This is a genomic window from Leucobacter sp. cx-42 (genome assembly GCF_014529985.1).
Classification (GTDB): domain Bacteria; phylum Actinomycetota; class Actinomycetes; order Actinomycetales; family Microbacteriaceae; genus Leucobacter.
In genome coordinates, this window is the sequence record NZ_JACVMU010000003.1 from 29667 (window position 1) to 49734 (window position 20068).

Genomic DNA, 20068 nt, shown 5'->3' on the forward strand with positions numbered 1-20068 from the left:
AGAGCAGTCTGAATTGGAGGGGTTAGTCGAGGTCTTCGACAGCGAGGCGGCCACCAATGCGCTTCGCCAGCTGCGGCCGCGCAAGGATGATGATGAAGCCGACGATGCACCATGCGCCCGCGATCCACGGGAAGTAGGTGTACGGAGCCTCCTGGCCAATAACCTGGATCGCATACACGAACGCGAGGTAGATCAGACCGAGCACCGGCATGATCGCTTCCCACTTCGGGATCTTGGTGCCCTTCGCGCGGAAGATGTAGACGATGACACCCACCGAGGTCATGCCGTAGGCCACCACCATGCACAGGGTCGCAATCGTTGCATACCAGTAGTAGGCGTCGAAGGCGGATCCGCCAAACACCGCGATGCCACCAGCCAGCAACAGTGCAAGCACGATCGTGGTAATCACCGCAGCGACAGGAACACCGGTCTTCGGGTGTGCGACACCGAGACGCTTCGGGCCGAAGCCGTCGCGTGCGAGTGCGTAGATGAGGCGTGCGGCAGCTGCGGTCGAGCTCAGTACCGAGGCGAATGCAACGACGAAGGCAACGAACGCGATGAGCATTGCGTACTCGCGGCTGATGTACATCGTGCTGAGTTGGGTGAGCGTCGAGTTCGAACCGGCGAATGCGACGACCCCAGCCTCGTCGGTTCCGAAACCGATCGTCTGCGCGAACATCATGAAGGTGTAGAGCAGACCAGCGACAACGATCGCGCCGAGCAGTGCCTTCGGAATGACGCGACGGGGGTTCTCGGTCTCTTCACCGAGCGATGCGCCCGACTCAAAACCAGCCCACGACAGGAACGCAAACACCGAAGCGGTGAGAATGCCAACGGCCGTCGCGTTGCCTGGAAGGAAGGTACTCCAGTCGATGGTTGCGCCTTCGACAGGACCGGTACCGCTGCCTACCTTGGCGAAGATGACAATTGCGAGCACGAGCATTGCGGCGACACCGATGGCGCCGATGACGAGCAGGACGCGGGTAACGATCCGCGACTCACGAACGTTGAGGATGACCACGAGCGCCGAGACAACGAGCGCAACCAGGATCCATGGAATGTTCGCGAGCGCGCCACCGAACTCATCTGCCCAAGCTTGGAAGAAGACGCCGGTCGCGCCGAGGATACAGGCTGCGAAGAACAGGTAGGTTCCGAGGAGCGCAAACCCGCCGAAGAAGCCAGCACGTGGGCCAATGGTCGCGCCAGCAAGTGCGTACACCGAGCCAGCGTGGCTGAAGTATCCGGTCAGACGGATGAAGCCGTAGCCGACGAGCAGCGTGCCAATGAACGCGAGCAAGAAGGTGAACGGGACTGATTTCCCGACGAGACCTGCGACGCCGATGCCGTTGAGCGCCATCGCCATGACAGGTCCCATGAAGCCGACGGACAGGGCGGTAACTTCCCAGACGCGAAGCTTGCGCTTCCGCGACACCTGGGTGTGGGCGGACTCTGCCGCGAGTTGTTGGTCAGCCATTGCTTGTGAAGACTCCCTTGTCTGTGGATGATCCGACGGAATTGCACCTGCTGTGCCCCATCACCCGTAGCGTAACTTACGTTACAAGAATGACGCAAATATCAAATCTCGTACCGTTTGAAACAATCGCGAAAAGTCCCTAAGGAAACTAAAACCAATTTCATTGACCACACACGTGTTGAGACCTACTGTTAGGTCTAGATACGGGTTAGTAAATCGGAGATTCAATGACGTTTCGCACAGCAAAGCTCACTGCGCTCGCAGCCACAGTTGGCGCGCTATTTCTCGGCTTGGCATCGGCACCGGCTTCAGCCACAGTGAGCGATGAAGACACGCCGCTTGTTCTGCAATTGGGTACCATGGGCGAAACTCAGACCTATGTCATCTCCGCCGACGGCAGCACGGCATACGGCTTCGGTGACAACCAGGGGCAAGGTCAGAGCACCACAATAGACCTGGCAACTCGCACAGTGACAGGGCGAGACGCACCGATCGACCTGGAGTTTTACCGTAGTGAAATAGCAAAGACCAGGGTCGCGGTGGGCCCCTATTTTGCAATCTACGGCAACAACAGCGAATATGCACTCATCAAGCTCGGCACCGATGACGTCCAGTATTTCAGTGATGCGCAAGGAAACTGGCCCGGACTGAGACACCTCGTCGCAGATGAAGCCGGTCACGTCACGGCAATCGCTGAAACTGGAAAATTCTTGAGCTTCAATGGGTCAGACTTCACCGCAGAAATAAGATTCAGGCCGGAAGACACGTTTCCCGAGGGTGAAAGCGGTATGTCTGAGGATGGCATGCTGTACTTCGAATCGTACAGAGACGCTCATCACGTAGATCGTGTTATTACGGTCGTCGTGGATATGCGAACGGGTGAGACACTCGGCACGGTTGAGGGCGAAATTGACAATCAATTCACTCCGGTGATGTTTGACGCCTCCGGGACTTCGCTCTGGGGAAGGTTTGCGGATGGGCCCCAGACACTTGCCAACATCGACTGGCAAACAGGGAACCCCGCATTCCCGTCAGTACAGCTCACTGAAATTCTCCCGCTGAATAGCACGATGTACGCAGACGGCACCAACGGCTGGTTTGTTGTTGGAACAACTCCCATGGCTGCCGGTGATTTCTCTGACGAGACCTCATTTGGCATGCGCGTGTCAGATAGCTTCCCAATCAACTTTTCCCGCGTCGCGGCTACCGGAGATCTCATTTATCACAACCTCTCAAGCGGCCAGCTTGGCATGGTTGTCGGGCCAAAGATTGCAGCACCCGGCACAGCCGAGGTCACTGCGTTCGGCCAAAGCGTGACGTTCTCAGCTGTTGCAGAAGGCCTCGCCATGTTTGACCCCACGGAAGACCCGACTGGGCGCGCGACGAGTCAGAATTCAACGTTTGGGTCGATTTGGCAGTCTTCCCCAGACGGGGTGGCGTGGACTGATATTGAGGGCGCCGACGGCCCCGAACTCAACCTCACCGCCACTGAAGACAGCATCGCGCTGAAGTATCGCCGCCACTTCTTCGATCGCTTCTGGGGGGAGCAGAACTCTGCTCTTGCAGAGATGACCACCCAGGGTCCAAAGATCACGCGTGCCGATGATCTCCCCTCGGTGTCAGCAGAGAAGAGCTACCCTGCGGAAACCATTACCGCAACAGGACAGGCAGGGATGACCTGGTCGAGCAGCGACCTGCCAGAAGGCCTCGCCATGAATAGCAGCACCGGTGAGATCACCGGCACTGCGCCCAAGGCTGGTGAGTACACCTTCACCGTGACCGTGACCGATATTTTTGGCACGGACTCGAAGCTCTTCCACCTCAAGGCCACCGAGCCTTCAGTGGTTCCGCCTGTCGACCCGAAGCCAGAGCCAAAGCCCACCCCAACCCCGAAGCCCACTCCAACCCCAGGTTCACAGCAGCTGGCTAACACCGGCTCCGGGGAATGGGGTCCTTTTGCTGGCCTGGCATTTGTGTCAGTAGCACTCGGCGCAACGAGCCTGCTTCTGAACAAACGACGTTCCGCTCGGGCACCTCAGTAGTTCGCGATACCCGCAGCTTCACCTGTCATTGCAGCCCCTCCGCTTCACCGCGCTGGGGCTGCAATGCCGTGTGAAGGCTATACATGAACCGACACGCCAGAGCCACCGAAAACACCCCGCTCGATTCGCGCTCAAGGCCCCGATCCCGTAATCTCGTTCTTGGTGACGTGTCCGAGCGGCCGAAGGTGCAACACTCGAAATGTTGTGTGTAGTGACCCTGCACCGCGGGTTCAAATCCCGCCGTCACCGCCACTAAAAATCCCCGTCTCCTGGGTTTCCAGTTGAGACGGGGATTTTTCTTTGCCTGAGGCCGGTGCGAGGCGCGGCCGCGCCCAGCGCACTCACCCACGCGAAACAGGCAGAACGGGTCTGTCTCGAGGGGTTGGGGGACTACACCGGGGTCGCGAACGAGGTCGCCCCGTACCCCTACATCGCGCGGTGCGTGACCAGCCCGCCGACGACAGTGACGGCAACACGCATGTCGTCCAGACGCGCTGCTGGCATGCTCAGCGGGTCAGCGTCGAGCAGCACGAGGTCAGCAGCATCGCCGGCGCCGGGCACGAGCGGGCCACGCATCGACGACTCGAGCGCGAGTTCGACCGGTACACACTCCGACGGCGTCCACGCGGTGTCGCCCTGGCGGGCGCGGTTCACGGCTGCGTGGATACCTTCCCACGGGTCGAGGGGCGCGACAGGTGCGTCAGAACCGAACACGAGCTTGGTGCCGAGCGCGTTGAGCGACGCGAACGGGAATGCTCGTGGCGCGCGGCCAGGCCACACGCGTTCGGTGAGCTCGCGGTCATCGACGAGGTGCGTCGGCTGCACACTCGCCTCGACGCCGAGCTGGGCGAAGCGCGCGAGGTCTTCGTTGCGGAGGAGCTGGGCGTGCTCGATCCGCCCACCGATGCCGAGCACTTCGAACGCGTCAAGCACCTGGGCACCGGCTTGGTCGCCGATGGCGTGAATCGCGAGGTCGAGCCCGCCGCTGTTCGCGCGCCGCATGAGGTCTTGCAGATCGAGTGCTGACACGAGGGAGCGTCCGAACGAGCCGTCCTCGTAAGGGTCGCAGCACCATGCGGTCGAGGTGCCGAGCGAGCCATCGGTGATGACCTTGAGCGGGCCAACCCGCAGTCGGCCGGAGTCGGTGAGCGGATCACCACTGCGGTACGAGCCAGCGAGCGCGCGGTCGAGCTGGTCTGGGTACACCGCAGACTCAACGCGCAGTAGATCGAACCCGGCGGCCTCGCGTCGTGCCCAGTCGTCGAGGCACCAGCGCATCTCGAGATCTACAACGCCGACGATGCCACGGGCGGCGGCGGATCGCGAGGTCCGTTCGACCAGCACGTCGAGTTCGTGTGCCGGTCGGTTGTCGAGCTCGCGCAGGAGCGCGAAGCAGTCGTCTTCGATGATGTGGCCGTCGCCCTGCGGCTCCATGCCACGCGAGCGCATTGCCGCGGAGTTCAGCCACAGGCCGTGGAGATCAATGCCGATGACGACGAGCGGCGTCTCCCCCGAGATCGCGTCGAGCGCCTCGCGGGAGATCGCGTCTGGCCAGCTTGCGGCGCGGGCACGCATCGCAACGAATTCGGCAGCTGCAGGAGCCTCAGCACTCACGCCGACCTCGGCGAGACCCTCGATGAGGATCGCGATTGCCTCGCTTGCGTTGGTCGCTGCACCGAGGTCAAGTCGGGTCGACTGCTCTGCCCACTGCGCAAAGTGGACGTGCTCGTCCCAGAGCCCGGAGGTGAGCCAGCGACCGTCTGCGTCGATGACGCACGCGTCGTCGCTCGACGCCGGGGCGGCGAGTACGCCTGCGGGCGTGACGGAGACGATCCGCTCCCCCTCGATCGTGATGTCTGAGAGCCCCGAGTGCCCCAGCAGCGTGACATTTCGAATCTGTGCCACGGCGGGCGACGCCCCCATCGACCACGAACCACTCATACGCGAACTTCCCCGTTTCTGTGTGCAATGCGGCCGTTCACGACCGTCAGCAACACCCTACTCTCCGCGAACTCTGCGGCGTCGACAGCGAGCGGATCGTGTTCCCACACTGCGAGATCTGCGATCGAGCCGGGAGTCACCAGGCCGTCGGCCGGCCGGTCGATCGATGCCCAGCAGTTCACCGTCAGCCCGGCGAGGGCGCGCTCTGGCGTGAGTCCCTGGTGCGGATCGACAGCGGGCTTCGGTGAACCGTGCCGACGCCGGTTCACCGCTGCGGCGAACACGCGACGGGCATCGAACTCTTCGACAGGCCAGTCAGAACCGAGGGCCACGATTGCCCCGGCCGTGTCGAGGTCGGCCACACGCCAGCCGTGGGCCGCGCGCACCGATCCGCGTCCTAACAGGGTGGTCCACATGTCGCAGCCATCTGGCCGCTGGGCGAACGCGTGAATCGGCTGCATGCTCGCGGGGACACCGAGGGCGACGAAGCGCGGGATGAGATGATCGGGGATCGTCTCCAGGTGCTCGATGCGGTGTGTGACGTGCTGCGCGTGGGCCGGGATCGACTCGATCGCGTCGAGGGTGAACTCGACCGCACGGTCGCCGATCGCGTGGGTGGCGGTCTGAACGCCGCTCTCTGCGAGCGCGTGGATCGTCTGGGTGAAGCGTTCGCTCGGTGCCCAGTAGGGTTCGAGTCCGCCGCCGCGGGTGTCTGCCTCGAACAGCCAGGCCGAACCGTTGTCGATGCTGCCGTCGAGCATGAACTTCACGCCCTCGATCTGCCAGCGTCGGCCGCCGACACCCTGCAGTGCGATCATGCGCTGGAGTGTTTCCGCCCACGGGTCGGTTGCACGCCAGATGGGTGAGACGCGGATCCGCACGGGCAGGTCTCCCTCAGCCTCGAGCGCGAGGAGGACGTCAATGTCGCCGTCCTCCATATTCATCTGGTGGAGCGAGGTGTAGCCCGACGCGGCGAACTCCTCGAGCTTGCCACGCACCGCGCGCACGCGTTGCTCGAACGGCATGCGCGGGTACAGCTCGGTGACGAGCATCTCAGCGTCAGACTCGATGAGGAAACCGGTCGGAGTACCGTCGGCGTACACCTCAATCGAGGAATTGTTGCCGAAGTCGCGCGGGCCATCGATGCCGGCCAGCTCGAGCGCCTTCGGGCTCGCGATGATTGAGTGGCCATCAAACAGCAGCAGGTAGCCGGGTCGGCCGCCGAACGCCTCCGCGAAGGGGGCATTCGAGGCCTCGGTGCCGACAAACATATCGAACGAGAGACCAAAGCCACGCACCCACTCATCAGGTCCGAGATCACGCACGAACTCGGTGATCCGCGCCGCTACCTCATCTGTCGTCTCACAGTCGTGCAGCATGAGCGCCTGATGCCTCGACTCGGCACCAGAGAGCGGATGCACGTGCGCATCCACAAAACCCGCCGTGATTGTCGCATCGCCAACATCGATGACCTCGGCCGCCGACGTGTCCCACGCAGCAGCATCGGCACGAGTGCCCACTGCGACGATCGCACGGCCACTGATCGCCACGGCGGTCGGGGCTGCGGCGAGCGCGTTCCCGTCGTCACCGACGATCCCGGTGTGTACGCGGCCGCCGAGCAATACGAGATCGGCGCGGATCGGGGTCGTCATGCGTTCTCCTGAGTATCAAGGATCGGGTGTTCGAGGTGTGCCTCAGCATCTGCGGTGCGACGAAGCCGCTGTACCGCTGGATCAGGCACGGGCACCGCCGCGATGAGCCGCTGCGTGTACTCGTGCTGCGGCGCATGCAGCACTTCCTCGGTCGGCCCGAGTTCCACGAGGGTGCCGCGCTGCAGCACCCCAACGCGGTGCGACAGCATCTCCACCACAGCAAGGTCGTGGCTAATAAACAGCGACGCGAAGCCAAGGTCGCGCTGCAGTGACGAGAAGATCTCGAGCACGCGCGCCTGCACCGACACGTCAAGGGCCGAGGTCGGCTCGTCTGCAATCACGAAGTCTGGGTCGAGTGCGAGCGCACGGGCGAGGCCAACGCGCTGACGCTGCCCGCCAGACAACTCGAACGGGAACCGGTCTGCGTAGCTTGCGGGCAGTTCGACCGCGTCGAGCAGCTCGAGTGCGCGGGCGCGGTGAGCGCGCGTGCCACCGGGCATGCGGTGCACCTGCATGGGTTCCGCAATGCACTGCGCAATCGTCATGAACGAGTTGAACGACGCAGCAGGATCCTGGAACACAAAGCCGACGCGACGACGCAGCTTCCGCAACGCTCCCCGACGAATCTTCGTGATGTCTTCACCGAACACCTCAAGCGTTCCACCGGTTACGTGTTCAAGGCCGCCAATCGCGCGCCCGATCGTCGACTTACCTGAGCCAGACTCACCCACGAGGCCAACGACCTCACCACGGGCAATCTCCAGGCTCACGCCCTGCACCGCACGTACCGGGTGCTTGCCGAACCCACTGGAATACGTCACCTCAACGTTGTCGAGCCGCACCGCAGGATCGGCAGCGCTCGCCGCAGCGGTGCCGGCCGTAACAGCCGTTCCGGTTGCGACCTCGCCGAGCACGCGCGCCTCGCCGCCTGGTCCGAGACCACTTCCCAACCGGGGTACGGCTGCAAGCAGGTCGCGGGTGTACTGCTCCTTGGGGTGCGCAAACAGCTCGTCGACGGGCGCCACCTCAACGAGGTCGCCACGGTACATGACCGCGACGCGGTCTGCGAGATCCGCCACGACACCCATGTTGTGGGTGATGAGCACGATCGACGCATCAAACTCGTCGCGGCATTCGCGCAGCAGATCGAGGATCTCGGCCTGCACCGTGACATCGAGGGCCGTCGTCGGCTCATCGGCGATGATGACGCTCGGTCGGAGCGCGAGCGCCATAGCGATGACGATGCGCTGCTTTTGGCCACCGGAGAACTGGTGGGGGTAGTCATTGATCCGCCGCTCGGGGTCGGGAATACCGACGGCCCGCAGCATTTCGAGCGCGCGGGTGCGACGCTCGGTGCGATCGGTCATGCCGTGCGCGCGCAGGCCCTCCTCGAGCTGCCAGCCCACCCGGAATACGGGGTTCAGGGCGGTCGACGGCTCCTGGAAGATCATTGCCGCTTCACTGCCGCGCATGCGGCGCAGTTCGGCTGCGTCAACGGTGAGCACGTCTGAGCCCTGCAACACGACCGCACCGCGGGTGCGGGTGCGGGGCGGGAACAGTCCGAGTGCGGCGCGGGCGGTGAGCGTCTTGCCCGACCCTGACTCACCGACGATCGCGAGGATCTCCCCCTGCTCAAGCTCGAGCGACAGGTTCTTGACCGCGTGCACCGTGCCCTGGGGTGCATCAATGTCGATCGTGAAGTTGGTGAAGGCGAGCGGCGACGCGGGGGCTGCCGCGGCGTGCTTCTGGTTCGAGGTCATCGTCCTACCTCCTCTGAGTTCGTGCCGCGTGCGGCGGTGGGCAGCGTGCGCACCCGGCGCGGACCGACGACACCGAGCAGGCGGGAGAAGATGCCGGGCTTGCCGACGAGCGCGCGCGAGCGCTGATCGACGAGGTCGCGGAGACCGTCACCGATCATGTTGAGCGCGAGCACGGTAATGATGAGGAACGCACTCGTGAGGATGATCATCTGGGGCGCCTGCATGATGACGGACTTCCCGTCGTACAGAATGTTGCCCCACGACGCTTGCGGTGCGGGAACGCCGGCGCCAAGGAAGCTCATGGCCGCCTCGGTGATGACGGACTCTGCGAAGGTGAAGGTCGCCTGCACCACGAGCACGGACATGGTGTTCGGGAGGATGTGCTTCCACATGATGTGGAGCGGGCCGGCGCCCTGCATGATACTCGCGGTCACGAACGTCTCACTCATCACTGCGAGCGCACGCGCACGCACAAGGCGAGCAATACCGGGCGTATAGACGATCGAGAGCGCGATGATGAGGTTCGAGACGCTTGGGCCAAGGGCCGCCGTCAGGGCAACCGCGAGCAGAATCGCAGGAATCGCCATGAGTCCGTCGCACACACGCATGAGGATCACATCGAGCACCTTGTTAAAGACCGAAGCAACACCAATGATGACGCCGAGCACACCACTGACGAGTGCAACGACAAAACCAACGATGAGCGACGTCGAGGCACCCGAGACGATGCGCGCGAACAAATCGCGGCCGAAGTTGTCGAGGCCGAAGATGTGCTCAGCCGACGGTGGTGCAAGACGGTTCGCTGGGTCGACCGCGAGCGGATCGAGCTTCAACAGCGGGGGCAGCACGTACGAGATGATGAAGATCGCGAGCACGATGATGATGCCGACCATGAGCTGGGTGTTGTCGAGTATGCGACGCCAGATCGAGCTCGGGGTCTTGTCTCGCTCAGGAACGAGCGAGAGCATCTGCGTGCTCGGCACGTCGACGGCGAGCGTCGAGGGGGCGGATCGCCGCAGCTGCTCGCCCTCAGGTGCGCGCGGGTCGGTGGGTTCGATGGGGGCATTCATGGCTAGTTCCCCTTTCCGACTCGGACCCGCGGGTCAACAATGCCGTACAGCAGGTCGATGAGCAGGTTCGTCAAGAGATAGATCAGGGTGATGAACAGGATTACGCCTTGAATCACCGGGTAGTCGCGACGTGAAATCGAGTTCACGAGCAGCTGGCCAAGGCCAGGAATGTTGAAGATCGTCTCGGTCACTGCTGCGCCCGTGACGAGCGACCCGAGTGACAGACCAACGATCGTGAGGACCGGGAGGCTCGCGTTCTTCAACGTATGCATGAAGAGCAGGCGACCCTCGTCGACGCCGCGCGAACGTGCCGAGTCGATGTAGTCAGCGTTGAGCACGTCGAGTACTGCCGCACGGGTGGTTCGAGTGATGAGTGCCGCCGTAATTGCACCGAGCGCGATGCCGGGCATGAGGAGCGTTCGCAGGCCCTCCACCGGATCCTCGAGCGGGTTGACGTAGCCCGAGATCGGCAGCCACCGGAGGGTCAGGCCAAAGAGCAGCATCATCGCGAGCGCGAGGACGAAGCTGGGTACCGTCATTCCGAGCAGGGTGAATCCCGTCACCGCCTTGTCGAACGCACCGTTGCGGTAGCGCGCGGCGAGCGTGCCAAACGGAATCGACAGTGCGACGGCGACGAGCATCGCGATGAGCGCGAGCTGGATCGTCGGCACGGAGTTGTCAGCGATCGCTTGCACGACCGACTTATGGAGGAAGTACGAATCGCCAAGGTCGCCAGTCACGACGCCACCGACCCACTTGAGGTACTGGACGACGATCGACTGGTCGAGCCCCATACTTGCGTGCAGTGCTGCGACCGCATCATCAGAGGCTTTCTCGCCGAGAATACGACGAGCGGGATCGCCAGGGGTCAAGTGGATGAGCGAAAAGATCACCACGGAGACCACAAAGAGAACCGGAATCAGGCTCAGCAGCCTGCGAAGAATGAATTTGAACATCGGTGTTCCAAAGTCGGCGACTCACATCGCAAATGACAATTAAAAACGGGGCGGCGGCTCGGCAGACGCCAAGCTACCGCCCCGTGATCACTTACTTCCAGGCGGCGTTCCACCAGGTGAAGTGGCCGTCGAACCATGCAAGGTCAAGATCCTTGTTCGCAGCGTACACGTTGTGTGCATCGCCGAGACGGCTCATCGGACGGGTCTTCTCGATGTAGGTCTGCATCTCATCGAACATCGCACTCGCGTCTGCCTGCGTCGGAGCCGCACGGAAACGCGTGAGGAGGTCCTGGAGCTCAGGGGCATCGGAGTACCACGCACGGTCAGGCAGGAAGCCGAGGGTCTGCGTGGGATCGGTCTCCGTACCGAACGGGAAGACCACAACATCCCACTCGTCACGCTTCTCGCGGTACTTCTCGCTGAACGCGCCCCACTCGTATGCGTCGAGGGTAGCGTCGAAGCCGAGCTCCTTGAGCTGCTCAACGACGACAACGGCCGAGTTGTACGCCTCCGAGTAGTCCTTGTTTGCGAGCACCGTGATGCTCTGACCTGCAGCACCGGTCTTCTCCAGCGCAGCCTTCGCTCCGGCAACATCTGCCTTGTTGAAGTCTGCCTTGCCAACCTCGGTGTCCCAGATCGACGCCTGCTCAAGCGTCATGTTGTGGTGTACGAGATCGTAGAGATCTTCGCTGCCGACTGCCGCGAGCATGATGGGGTCACGGTCGAGACCGTCGTTCACTGCCTGCCGGTTCTCAACGTTGGCGAAGACGCCACCGGGAGCATCGCTGTACACGAGGTTGATCGGGCCAACCATGTAAGTGTCGAGCTTGATGTTCGGGTCGTCCTTGAACTGGTCAAGGCTGTCGAAGGGCAGCTCGGTGGTTGCGTCGTACTGACCGGACTGCAGACCAAGGGTCCGGGTCTGCGCATCAGCGACGAAGTTAAAGATGACCTGGTCGAGGACGGCGTCCTTCTTGCCAGCACGGCCACTCGAAGGCTCGTCGACCGAGACGTAGTCATCCCACTTCTCAATGACAATCTTCTGATCCGCCTGCCACTCAGTGAGCTTGTAGGGGCCGGTGCCGATGATGTCAGCAATGTCCTGGATCGGCTCGTCGCCAACCTTGTCGATGACCTCGGACGGCAGGATCGCCGAGTATGCGGTACCGATCGACGAAAGGTACAGCAGGTGCATGAAGCTCGCGCTCGGTACGGTGAGCTTGACGGTGGTCTCGTCAACCTTCGTCCACTCTGCGCCAGCGAAGAGCTCCTGTGCTGCAATCGAGACGCGATTCCAGCGGTTCATCGATGCGACGACGTCGTCAGCATCGAGATCGCTGCCGTCCTGGAACTTCACGCCCTCGCGAAGCTTGAACGTGAATTCCTTGCCGTCGTCGCTCGTCTCGAACGACTCAGCGAGCATCGGAACCACCTGACGGTCCTTGTCGATCGTGACGAGCGACTCGAACACGGGGAGGGTGATCTCGCCCATGATCGAATCGGTCGAGATCTGCGGATCGAGGCTCTCCGGCTGCGCGGGAGTCACGAGGTTGACGATGTCAGTCTTCGCGTCCTTCGCTTCTGAGCCGCCACCGGAGCAACCGGTGAGGAGCAGTGCGCCCGCAGTGATGACGGCAGCGCCGGCAGCGAGTCGGCGCGCGGTGCGTGGTGCAGTGTGCTTCAGCATGCTGTGCCTTCCTGTATTTCTAACTTTTACTTCTGGTGGTTCGTGGAGTTCTTAAGCGGGGCAATGGAGAGCTTGAGTGCGGAGAATCCGCCAGCGGCCGTCCAGATCGTCCGCTCATCGCGGAGGAGTGTGACGCGATAGCCAGGATCGGTCGCGATGTAGTCGAGCGCAGCTACAGCACCGGCGGATCTCGTGAGCGCCTGTGCCTGGCGGAGCAGCACCGGGCCGACGTCTTCGCCACCGGTCGACTGTGCGGTCTCGGGGAGCGGATCGGTCCCTGGTTCAGACAGTTCGGATGCGGTGCGCGTAATCACCTCGGTGTCGAAGCGGTACTGATCGCCACCGAGCAGGTGGTGCCAGCGAACGCCGAGCGCCGTGGCAGTGGCTGCTTCGCTGCTCCACTCTGCCTCTTCGAGATCAATGATGGAAACGCCGCCCGAGCCGATGACCTCACCGGTGCGGGCCGTTGGCCAGTACACGAGCGCGGTGTGCTCGTCGACACCAAACACGAGGCGATTGCCGGTCGCACGACCGAGGCAGACAGCTCGCACCACCCGGTCCCACTCATTGAAGTGTGAGTCGAGCAGCCCTTCCGTGAAGAATCCAAAGCCACCGGCTACCGAGAACCGAGTCTGCTCATCATCCTCGTAGCCAGGGGTCACACCGTCGTGCCACGCTCGTACGCTCGTTCCGCCGGTCACCATGCCTCCGCCCTGCTGGATTGCCAGGCCTGCGCTGGTTCCGGCGATCACACCGCCGCGCGTATGCAGGGCTCGGATCGCACGCATGACCGCGGTCTCGGTGCGTTCAACACCTGGCGGGGTGTCCTCTGGCGCGTTCCCGGTTGCGGTCTCGCTCGCAGCGTCGCGGAACAGCGCAAGGAGGTAATTCGTCTGGTCGCCACCGCCGAAAAAGAGGCCGTCGAGGCCTGCAATCAGTTCTGCAAGCTGCGCGTCGTCTGCGTTTTCCCGGGTATAGGGAGCGCCGGGGTACGGCGCGACCGCCGCACGGCCCACAGGGAGCGGGATTGCTTCGAGCTGATGTCGCGCGAATATCTGGCGGTAGTACTCGCCGTCGGCCTCGTCGCTCTCGGTTTCGGGGTTCCCATCGAGTGGCGCAACTGCTGACTCGGACGCGGTGGTGAAGATACCGATCCGCGGCAGTGTCGTTGCGTCGGGTGCAGAGCTGTTCGCCTGCTGCGCTGCGCGGGTGAGCGCGGCGAAACGGTCAAGCAAGACCGGGTCTTCATCGAGGGCGCCACCAATAAGAAACAGCGGGCCGGGCAATACGGGACCGGCTGCATGCTGATGGTGTGTGTTGCGCAACGCAGTCTCCATATTCTCGACGATGAGGGTGCGGCGAACCGCAGGTTGAACAAAGTGTTTCACATGAGCCGGGTTATTTGCAATATCGAAACAGATATTTCAGATTTGCTCTCGACAACGCACACTTATCGGTTGATACACTCAGGTTCGACCGCACCGACCGCGGTCAGCCACTTCGCCCGAGCGCAGTGACCACGCGTTATTGATCGGAGATGCAGTGAACCTCGAGTCCGGAGATAACCGAGCAGAGCAGGTCGAGCGCGAGACCGTGGCGTCGCGTATTCGCGAACGCATGGGCGACTACTCCCCCGCGGAACGCAAGGTGGCACGCACGTTACTTGCGGCATACCCGGTCGCTGGGTTCGAAACCGTTGCTGGCCTCGCAGACCTCGCAGGCGTGAGTGGCGCCACCGTCGTGCGCTTCAGCACTCGCCTCGGATTCGGCGGCTTCCCCGACCTGCAACGCGCTCTCCGTGAAGAGCTCGAGCTTCGCAGCGCGTCTCCCGCGGCACTGTACGCGCGCACCACCGGTGAGCGATCCGCGCCCCTTGGTGACCTCGCCCAGCTTGGCGAGGGACCGGCCTCAGACATTCAGACAACGTTCGCCGGGCTCTCGCAGCACGACTTCGACACGACCATTGAGGCACTCGCGAACCCCAAGCGTCGCATTTGGCTCACCGGCGGTCGCTACAGCACCTACCTCGCCGAGTATCTCGCCTCGAGCCTTGAGCAGCTGCGCCCCGGAGCACGCATGGTCCCCCAAATGGCGAGCGTTCGCGCAGCCACCATGATCGACCTCGACGCAAAAGATGTCATTATCGCGTTCGACTTCCGACGATACGAAGAGCGCACCCGTCAGGTCGTGCAGCACGCGAAAAGCCGCAAGGCCACCATCATCCTGATCACCGACGCGTGGGTGTCTCCGTGCGCGAGCGACGCAGACGCCGTACTCACGAGTCTGTCGGTTGAACGCGGCGCATTCGACTCCGTGGTTCCCGTCATGGCGCTCATCGAGGCCATCTTCACCGCCACCATGGAGCGCATCGGCCCCGCGGCGCGCGAACGCATGGAAGCAATCGAGCAGTCAGCGCAGGAGCACCGACTCATTTAGCTCGCGCGACAGCCGGGCGCGCAACGAGAAGCGCTCGGCCCAGTTTGGTGTGCCATATTTCACTCGCGCGCACCGCGCAGCATTCAATTTTCCCAGCATTTCACTGGTTTTCCTGAAACGCCATTGAAACGGACGTTTCTTCCATGTAACGTATGTTGCATTACTGCAATACGCATTGCAGGTTCGCAACAATCGTTGCCACTATGGAATTCGGAGGCTCGTGCATGCCAGCACTCGACCTACTGCGCCTCGCTGAAGCGGCGCAGGACACCTACGAGCGCGATCTCGCAGCCCTCGTAGGAATTGATTCAGGTTCGCTCGATGCTGCGGGCGTGAATCGCGTCGCTGATTGGGTCGCGGATCGCCTCACTCGTTCAGGCTTCACCGTTGAACGCCAGATCACCACCGATGGGATCCACGGCGACGTGATCGTGGCCCGCCGACAGGGCACTGGCTCACGCCGCATCCTGCTGTTCGCACACATGGACACCGTCTTCGAGCAGGGCGACGCAGCGTTGCGTCCGTTCTCGATCGACGAGCGCGGCCACGGCCGCGGGCCCGGTGTCACCGACGACAAGGCTGGCGTCGTCGCAGGCATTCACGCTGCCGAGCACCTCATCGCCCTCGGCGCAGAGAACTACGGCGAGCTGGTACTCGCGTTCACCCCAGACGAGGAGATCGGCTCCCCCGTTGGCGCACCTGCGCTTGCCGCACTCGCTGCGAATGCTGACGCTGGCTTTAGCTTGGAGTGCGCCCGTGAGAACGGCGATCTCGTCATTGCACGCAAGGGTGCCGTTGACCTCGACATCGAGGTGCACGGCGTCGCTGCCCACTCAGGCATTGAGCCCGAGCGCGGCGCGCACGCTGCCCTCGAGGCCGCCCACCTGACGATTTTCCTGCAGCAGCTCGCTGACCCCAGCCGCAAGCTCACCGTCAACGTTGGCATTCTGCAGTCAGGTGATCGCACGAACATCGTGCCCGATCACGCACTCCTCAAGGTGGAGATGCGCGCGGCCCAGCGCGAGGTACTCGATGAAACGCTCGCGAAGCTCCGCGCCCGCGCAGCAGCACCCGTGGTGGATCGCACCAGCATCAGCGTGCACGAACTCGACTTCTGCCCGCCGCTCGAAGAGACCCCTGCAAGCATGGCCCTCGGCAACTCTGCTGTTGAGATCGCCGCTGAGCTCGGCTTCACCCCAGGCCTCGCGCGCACCGGCGGCGTCTCGGACGGCAACCGCGTCTCAGCGCTCGGTGTCCCCACGCTCGACGGCCTCGGCCCGGTTGGTGGCGGCGATCACAGCCCCACCGAGTGGCTTGAGCTGGCGTCTGTGCCCGGCCGCGTCGCACTGCTCGCGGAACTCATCGACCGCACCGCCCGGGCTTAATTCTCTTGGCAAGGCAGCCCGCGTAGCGGGGCTTCACCCCACACCTCAACCCCGCGAAACTTGTAGTTTCTGTCGAGATCACCCCTTTCATGCGTATGAAGGGCTTCATTTCGAGAGAAACGGTCGGATTCGCGGGGTTGAGGTCGTTCAGCCCTACAACGAATCAAGCGTCGCCGCAGCGAGCCCAAAGCACAGCGTCATGCCAATGCCGCTGGTAACGCTCAAGCATCGCACCGCGGGCGTCACATCTTCGATCAGCAGCGGTGTCTTGCTGCTCGACGCGTAGACGCCCTGCCATCGCTGGGTAACTTCCAGGGGTCGGCCAATGATGGTCGAGATCTCACTCACGAGGCGGTCAGTGATCTGGTCTTCGAGGAACGGCGGCATCGTCAGCTCGTACGAGTGGCTGTCACCGAGCAGCAGTGTGCCGTCGGGGCGGCGAGTGAACATGACGTTCGCGCCCATTTCCATGAGGTCTGGATTATTGTCATTCAACTCAGCGAACAGCGCCGCGTGCCCGGGCATGAGTGTGAACGCCTCGTACCGGTTGATCGACGTGCCTGACATGACTGACTGATCAAGCTCGTACCCGCGCGGAGCCGGCGCCATCGCCATCTGTAGCGCGCACCGCTTCACCTCGTATTTCTCGGTGAGCTCCGGGAACAGATAGTCGAGGTCATGCCCAACACAGACAATAATCTTGTCCGCCTCAAAGTCACCGCGCGACGTCGACACGGTATTGCCAGAGAATCCACCAACCGAGGTTCCCCAGTTGATCGTCACCCGCTCTTGTTTCTCGAGCCAAAGACCGAGCGTGGGCGCTGCGGTACGCGGATCCACCCGCAAATCATCGCGCATGAAGCCACCACCGATGATGCGCGGATCGGGATCCACCGCCGTACCGAAGCGCTCACGCACCTGCTGCGCGGAGAGCACCTGCAAGGCGTCGCCGCGTTCAGCGTGCAACTGCTCGATCACCGTGAGTTCGGCCTCGGTGCGGGCGACGAGCATCGCACCGACATCGCGTGCCCAAGAGCCTGCATCCTGAGCCGCAGCAAGCCAGCCCTCGCGCGACCGATACGCCATGTCGAGGAGGTCACCGGTCTGTGTCGTGATGCACGCGTGGCCGAAATTGCGAATGGAGGCGCCATTCGGCGCCCAGTCACGCTCGATGACGCGGACGGTGAGTCCGCGACGTTGTGCTTCGTAAGCGTGCGCGAGACCGACGATGCCGGCCCCGACGATGATGAGGTCAGTGCGAGTGTTCATGTGCTCTTGCCTTCCACGCGTCTGGCGCCATTGCCAAACGCGGTAGTGAGATGTCATTCACGTGTGTTGGATGTGGGGTGGATCAGGGCTGCAGGTGTCGCGGCAGCGGCCGTGATGAGCAGTCAACCCCACGAGTTCAACAGTTTCTGCCGAGATCAAGCCTTTCTTGCAGCAGAAAGTGGTGATCTCGGCAGAAACTGTCGATTTCGCGGGATTGAGAGGCGAACTCCGGGTAGCGAAGACGCGGGCTTACAACGAAAGTTCAGGCCTACAGCGAATCGAGCGTTTCGGCGGCGATGCCGAATGACAGGGTCATGCCGATGCCGCTCGTGACACTGATCGTGCGGATGACCGAGGTCACCTGCTCGTCCAGCAGCGAGGTCTGCGGGCTCGACGCGTAAATGCCCTGCCAGTTCTGGATGATTGGCAAGGGCCGACCAATAATGGTCGAGATCTCCCGCACGAGGCGGTCGGTAATCTCTGCCTCCATGAATGGGGGCATGGTGTCCGAGTACACGTGGCTGTCGCCCAGCAGCACCGTCCCATCGGGGCGCCGGGTGAACATGACGTTCGCGCCCATGTCGATGAGGTCGGGGGTGTTCGCCGTCAGTTCCGAGAGCAGTGCCGCGTGACCGGGCATGAGGGTGAACGCGTCGTACCGGTTCATCGAGGTACCAGAAAGCACCGCAGATTCGAGGTCGTAGCCAGTCGGCGCCGGCGCGAGTGCCATCTGCAGCGAACACCGAGTGACCTCGTACTTCGCGGCGACATCGGGGAAGAGATAGTCGAGGTCGTGGCCAACGCAGACGATGATCTTGTCCGCTTCAAAGTCACCGCGTGACGTCGAGACGGTGTTGCCAGAGAACCCGCCGACCGCGGTGCCCCACTCGATCGTGACGCGTTCCTGCTCCGCGAGCCAGCGGCCGAGCGTGGGAGCAGCGGTGCGCGGATCGACACGGAGGTCATCGGGCATGAAGCCGCCACCGATGATGGTGGGGTCCGGATCCGCCCCCGCTCCGAAACGCTCACGCACCTGAGCCGCGGTCTGCACTTGGACGGTTTCGCCGCGCTCCGCACGCAGCTGCTCAATCACCGCCATCTCCACCTCGCTGCGCGCGACGACCAGTGCGCCGGCCTCACGTCCCCAGAACCCAGCATCCTTCGACGCCGCAAGCCAGCCGGCACGCGACCGATACGCGATCGGCAGCAGATCGCCCGCCTGCGCCGTGATGCACGCGTGGCCGAAGTTGCGGATCGACGCACCGTTTGGCGCCCAGTCACGTTCGATGACGCGGACGGTGAGCCCGCGGCGCTGCGCTTCGTACGCGTGAGCGAGACCGACGATTCCGGCGCCGACGACGATGAGGTCAGTGCGAGTGTTCATAGGTTCTTTCCTTCCACGCGTCCGGCGACGTTGCCGAGCGCGGTCGTTAGGGTGCCGGCACGAGGGCTGGCGGTGTGAACATGCTCGTCCAGCTGGTGAGACCGTCGAGCGTTTCAATGAGTTCTTCTTCGACCGGGCGAAGGGTGGTTCCTGCGACCCAGATCACGGTGACCGGACGCCGCGGCGGCATCTGGTCCAGTTCAATGGCGGCGAGGCGACCCTCGTTCAGCTCACGCGCGACCACGTGCTCCGAAATGAGCGAGATGCCGACCCCTGCGCGCACGCACTCCAGCGCGGATTCCGCGCCTGAGACCGTCCACGTCATTGCTTTGGAGCAGCCCCACATTGCGAGCGCGAGATCTTGGTCAGATCGGGTGGCGGATCCCAGCTCACGCATGAGGAACCGCTCCCCCGCGAGCTGCTCAGGTCGTACCGCTTCGCCACGTGATTGCTGCTGCACGAGCGGGTGCGAGGGCAGCGCTACGAGGGTGAGCGATTCATCGAGCACCGCTTTGCTTCGCAGCTGCGGCTGGTCGATCTTGCCTGCGCAGATGCCGATCGCGACCTCGCGATCGATGACCCACTGCGCCACCTGCTTCGCGTTGCCAACTCGCAGCTCCACCCGGAGGTCGGGATGCGTGTCAGCAAAGCCGGCGAGCACGTTCGGGAGCAATGCCTGACCGAGCGTTCCCGTCGCACCAACTACCAGTCGGTGGGCGTTCATGCCTTCGGCAGCGGCCACTTCCGCTTCGAGGCCACCGATGATCGACATCACCTCTCGGGCCCGCTCTGCGAGGGCAGTGCCGGCTGCCGTCGGGGTGACACCCATCGGCGAACGATCGAGCAGGTGCACGCCGAGCGAGGTCTCAAGATCACGCACGTGCACCGAGACCGACGGCTGGCTCATGTACAACACCCGTGCAGCCTTCGACAGGCTGCCCTCCTCAACAACGCTGAGGAAGACACGGAGACTCTGGGTGCTGACATGCATGGCATTAACCAATCGTTCGCT

The 20068-nt window shown here is 63.1% G+C and carries 14 protein-coding genes and 1 tRNA gene; 4 read left to right on the forward strand and 11 right to left on the reverse strand.

Translation table 11 applies throughout. The annotated features are described in order from the left end of the window. Positions 1-22: 22 nt before the first annotated feature. Complete coding sequence (locus ICM05_RS03580; RefSeq protein ID WP_188023221.1) at positions 23-1474, reverse strand: APC family permease; 1452 nt, start codon at positions 1472-1474, stop codon at positions 23-25. A 227-nt stretch (positions 1475-1701) separates the two neighbouring features. On the opposite strand from ICM05_RS03580, the gene ICM05_RS03585 reads away from it, so the two are divergent. Beyond that, entirely contained in the window at positions 1702-3516 is a 1815-nt protein-coding gene (locus ICM05_RS03585; protein WP_188023222.1) for an Ig domain-containing protein, read from the forward strand. 161 nt (positions 3517-3677) lie between these two features. Then, a tRNA-Ser gene (locus tag ICM05_RS03590) sits at positions 3678-3768 on the forward strand. A gap of 174 nt (positions 3769-3942) precedes the next feature. Here the strand turns inward: ICM05_RS03590 and ICM05_RS03595 are convergent. The 7 genes from ICM05_RS03595 to ICM05_RS03625 all read right to left on the reverse strand — a co-directional run bounded on the left by ICM05_RS03595 (position 3943) and on the right by ICM05_RS03625 (position 13970). Next, positions 3943-5457, reverse strand: a complete 1515-nt coding sequence (locus ICM05_RS03595) for an amidohydrolase (RefSeq protein ID WP_188023223.1) — start codon at positions 5455-5457, stop codon at positions 3943-3945. Beyond that, positions 5454-7109 (reverse strand): amidohydrolase, encoded by a 1656-nt coding sequence (locus ICM05_RS03600; protein ID WP_188023224.1) that lies wholly within the window; start codon positions 7107-7109, stop codon positions 5454-5456. The genes ICM05_RS03595 and ICM05_RS03600 overlap by 4 nt, the downstream gene beginning before the upstream one ends. Continuing rightward, positions 7106-8869 (reverse strand): ABC transporter ATP-binding protein, encoded by a 1764-nt coding sequence (locus tag ICM05_RS03605; protein WP_188023225.1) that lies wholly within the window; start codon positions 8867-8869, stop codon positions 7106-7108. The genes ICM05_RS03600 and ICM05_RS03605 overlap by 4 nt, the downstream gene beginning before the upstream one ends. Further along, complete coding sequence (locus tag ICM05_RS03610) at positions 8866-9939, reverse strand: ABC transporter permease (RefSeq protein WP_215401732.1); 1074 nt, start codon at positions 9937-9939, stop codon at positions 8866-8868. Before ICM05_RS03610 ends, ICM05_RS03605 begins: the two co-directional genes overlap by 4 nt. 2 nt (positions 9940-9941) lie before the next feature. Beyond that, the gene (locus ICM05_RS03615) at positions 9942-10895 is read right to left on the reverse strand and encodes an ABC transporter permease (RefSeq protein WP_188023226.1); all 954 of its coding nucleotides are present in this window, start codon (positions 10893-10895) and stop codon (positions 9942-9944) included. 91 nt (positions 10896-10986) lie between these two features. Further along, positions 10987-12582 (reverse strand): ABC transporter substrate-binding protein, encoded by a 1596-nt coding sequence (locus tag ICM05_RS03620; RefSeq protein WP_188023227.1) that lies wholly within the window; start codon positions 12580-12582, stop codon positions 10987-10989. A gap of 26 nt (positions 12583-12608) precedes the next feature. Next, complete coding sequence (locus tag ICM05_RS03625) at positions 12609-13970, reverse strand: cyanophycinase (RefSeq protein WP_188023228.1); 1362 nt, start codon at positions 13968-13970, stop codon at positions 12609-12611. A gap of 154 nt (positions 13971-14124) precedes the next feature. Between ICM05_RS03625 and ICM05_RS03630 the strand changes: the two genes are divergently transcribed. After that, positions 14125-15018, forward strand: a complete 894-nt coding sequence (locus ICM05_RS03630; RefSeq protein ID WP_353055812.1) for a MurR/RpiR family transcriptional regulator — start codon at positions 14125-14127, stop codon at positions 15016-15018. Between the two features lie 224 nt (positions 15019-15242). Next, on the forward strand, positions 15243-16403 hold the full coding sequence (locus ICM05_RS03635; protein ID WP_215401733.1) for a M20/M25/M40 family metallo-hydrolase: 1161 nt from the start codon (positions 15243-15245) through the stop codon (positions 16401-16403). Between the two features lie 153 nt (positions 16404-16556). Here ICM05_RS03635 and ICM05_RS03640 read toward each other — a convergent pair whose 3' ends face one another. From ICM05_RS03640 to ICM05_RS03650, 3 genes are all read right to left on the reverse strand, one after another. Further along, the gene (locus ICM05_RS03640; RefSeq protein ID WP_188023230.1) at positions 16557-17672 is read right to left on the reverse strand and encodes a TIGR03364 family FAD-dependent oxidoreductase; all 1116 of its coding nucleotides are present in this window, start codon (positions 17670-17672) and stop codon (positions 16557-16559) included. Positions 17673-17940: 268 nt separating this feature from the next. Then, complete coding sequence (locus tag ICM05_RS03645) at positions 17941-19056, reverse strand: TIGR03364 family FAD-dependent oxidoreductase (RefSeq protein WP_188023231.1); 1116 nt, start codon at positions 19054-19056, stop codon at positions 17941-17943. Between the two features lie 46 nt (positions 19057-19102). Then, entirely contained in the window at positions 19103-20047 is a 945-nt protein-coding gene (locus ICM05_RS03650) for a LysR family transcriptional regulator (protein ID WP_188023232.1), read from the reverse strand. Positions 20048-20068: the final 21 nt, after the last annotated feature.